Annotated in this window: 1 protein-coding gene; it reads left to right on the top strand. The window is 74.6% G+C overall.

The window, feature by feature from the left end:
* Positions 1-2,776 (top strand): FAD-binding and (Fe-S)-binding domain-containing protein (locus tag IL992_RS45355; RefSeq protein WP_226874980.1); only part of this gene is annotated, 2,776 nt, incomplete at both ends.

Below are 2,776 nucleotides of genomic sequence, written 5' to 3'. Positions count from 1 at the left end.
CGGATCCCGCCGTGCTCGCGGCGGTGGAGGCCGCCGTGCCGGGGATCAGCCGGGCGCGGGTGAGTGACCGGCTGGGTAGGGCGCACGACGCCTCGCATTATCTGCTGACTCCGCAGGCGGTGCTGGTGCCGGAGAGCGCCGGGCAGGTGGCGGCGCTGATGCGGGCGGGGTTGCCGTTGACCTTCCGGTCCGGCGGCACGAGCCTGTCGGGGCAGGGGGTGAGTGAGCATCTGCTGGTCGACACCCGCCGTCACTTCCGCTCGGTGGAGGTGCTTGACGGTGGGGAGCGGGTGCGGGTGCAGCCGGGGGCGGTGCTGCGGCAGGTCAACGCCCGCCTCGCGGCGTACGGCCGCAGGCTGGGCCCCGACCCTGCCAGTGAGTCGGCGTGCACGATCGGCGGGGTGGTGGCCGACAACTCCAGCGGCATGACCTGCGGCACCCACGCCAACACCTACCGGACGCTGGAGTCGATGGTCGTGGTGCTGCCCAGCGGGACCGTGATCGACACCGGCGCGCCCGACGCCGACGCGCGGCTGCGCGCCCTGGAACCCGCCCTGGCCCAGGGCCTGGAGCGGCTGCGCGACCGGATCCGCGGCAATCCCGAGTCGGTGCGCCGGATCGAGGCGCAGTTCGCCATCAAGAACACCATGGGCTACGGCCTCAACAGCTTCCTCGACCACGACACCCCGGCGCAGATCCTCGCCCACCTGGTCGTGGGCAGCGAGGGCACGCTCGGGTTCGTCGCCGAGGCCGTGCTGCGGACCGTGCCGTTGCACCGCCTCGCCGCGACCGGCCTGCTGGTCTTCCCGAGCTTGCGGGAGGCGATGGCGGCGGTGCCGGAGATCGTCGCGGCGGGGCCCGCCGCCGTGGAGCTGCTGGACGCCGAGTCGCTGCGGGTGGCCCAGCTGGACCCGCACGCCGATGAGGTGCTGCGGACGCTGGAGGTGCGCGAGCAGGCGGCGCTGCTGGTGGAGTGGCAGGAGTCCGACCCGCAGCTGCTCGCCGCACGCGAGCGGGAGGCCGGGCGCATCTTCGCCCGTCTGAACCTGGCCGCCCCGGCCCGGCTCAGCGGGGAGGGCGCCGGCCGGGCGGCCCTGTGGCGCATCCGCAAGAACCTGTACGCCGCGGTCGCCGGCGCCCGGCCCAGCGGCACGACGGCGCTGCTCGAGGACGTGGCCGTCCCGGTTCCCGCCCTGGCGGATCTCTGCGACGACCTGGCCGAGCTGTTCGCGAGGCACAGGTACGAGCGCAGCGTGATCTTCGGGCACGCCAAGGACGGCAACCTGCACTTCATGCTGAACGAGCGCTTCGGCACCGGCCTGCAGCGTTACGCCGAGTTCACCGAACAGATGGTCGCCGCCGTGCTGTCGCGTGGCGGCACCCTCAAGGCCGAGCACGGCACCGGGCGGGTGATGGCCCCGTTCGTGCGCCGCCAGTACGGCGACGAGCTGTATGAGGTCATGCGGGAGGTCAAGCACCTGTGCGACCCGGCCGGCATCCTCAACCCCGGTGTCGTGCTCACCGACGACCCCAAGGCGCACCTGCGGGACCTCAAGACCGTCGCCCCCGTGGAGCCCGAGGTCGACCGGTGCGTGGAGTGCGGCTACTGCGAGCCGGTCTGCCCCAGCCGGGATCTCACCACGACCCCGCGGCAGCGCATCGTGCTGCGCCGTGAGATCGCCGCGGCCGAGGCGGCCGGCGACCACGCCCTGGTCCGGCAGCTCAACCAGGAGTACGGCTACGACGCCGTCGACACCTGCGCCGTGGACGGCATGTGCGCCACCGCCTGCCCGGTGCTGATCAACACCGGCGACCTCACCAAACGCCTGCGCGCCGACCGTCACGGCCGCGCCGCGCGGGCCGCCTGGAAGAGCGCCGCCACGCACTGGGACGGGGTGACCCGGGCCATGGACCTCGCGATGGACGCCGCCGCGGTCACCCCGGCGAGCCTGGCCGAGGGCGCCAGCCGGGCCGCCCGCACGCTCGCCGGCCCCGACACCGTCCCCCAGTGGAGCCGCGACCTGCCACGCGGCGGCACTCCCCGGCGCGCCGCGCCGGCTCCCGGCGCCGACGCCGTCTACGTGCCGTCCTGCCTGAACACCATGTTCGCCCCCGCCGACGGCGGGCCCGGCGTCATGACCGCAGTCCTGCGGCTGGCCGAGCGGGCCGGCCTGCGGCTGCACGTGCCGAAGGGCGTCGGGAGCCTGTGCTGCGGCACCCCATGGTCGTCCAAGGGCTTCACCGGGGGCTATGAGGTGATGCGCCGCCGGGTGCGGGAGACGCTCCTTGCGGCGACCGACGGCGGCCGGATCCCGGCCGTCAGCGACGCCGCCTCCTGCACGGAAGGGTTCGAACGGCTCACAGCGGCGGCCTTGGAAGAACCGGCGTCCGCGGGGTCCGGACGGCCGGGCGTCGCGGCCGCGCCCGTCGTCCGGGTGCTCGACGCCGTGACCTTCGTGGCCGAGCACGTCCTGCCGCGGCTGCCACAGCCGCCCCAGGACCGCAGGCTGGCCTCACTCGCCCTGCACCCCACCTGCTCGTCCGTCCGGCTCGGCCTCGACGCCGCCATCACCAAGGTCGCCGAGGCGGTGGCGAAGGAGGTCGTCGTCCCGGAGGGATGGCAGTGCTGCGCCTTCGCCGGCGACCGCGGGCTGCTGCACCCGGAACTGACCGCCTCCGCCACCCGCGCCGAGGCCGCCTCGGTGACCGAGGGCGGCTTCGCCGCGCACGCCTCGGTCAACCGCACCTGCGAGATCGGCATGACCCGCGCCACCGG

The sequence above is a fragment of the Microbispora sitophila genome (genome assembly GCF_014892245.1).
GTDB lineage: Bacteria > Actinomycetota > Actinomycetes > Streptosporangiales > Streptosporangiaceae > Microbispora > Microbispora siamensis.
This window is presented reverse-complemented; position numbering and strand designations above follow the sequence as displayed.